Annotated in this window: 1 pseudogene; it reads right to left on the minus strand. The window is 63.8% G+C overall.

Annotated elements, in window-relative coordinates:
* A pseudogene (locus V0R37_RS23380) lies at positions 1 to 229 on the minus strand (hypothetical protein); the annotation flags it as partial.

Below are 229 nucleotides of genomic sequence, written 5' to 3' on the forward strand. Positions count from 1 at the left end.
CGGGTACGGTGCGGGCGAATTCAAGCAGGCGGCGGATGATGAAGCGCACCCATGGTCCGGGTGAGGTGTTCTGCGCGGCGAAGAAATTCAGCGCAAAGGCGAACACGGCGCCGGTCAGCGTGCCGACATAGCTGATCAGGATCGTCTCGCCGAGCATCCTCAGCCATTTGTGCCAACCCCAGAACCATTCGACGGGATCGGTCCAGACCCGCGCGCCCGAGTCGAGCGT

The sequence above is a fragment of the Pollutimonas rozaliensis genome, assembly GCF_048751585.1.
Taxonomy (GTDB): domain Bacteria; phylum Pseudomonadota; class Gammaproteobacteria; order Burkholderiales; family Burkholderiaceae_B.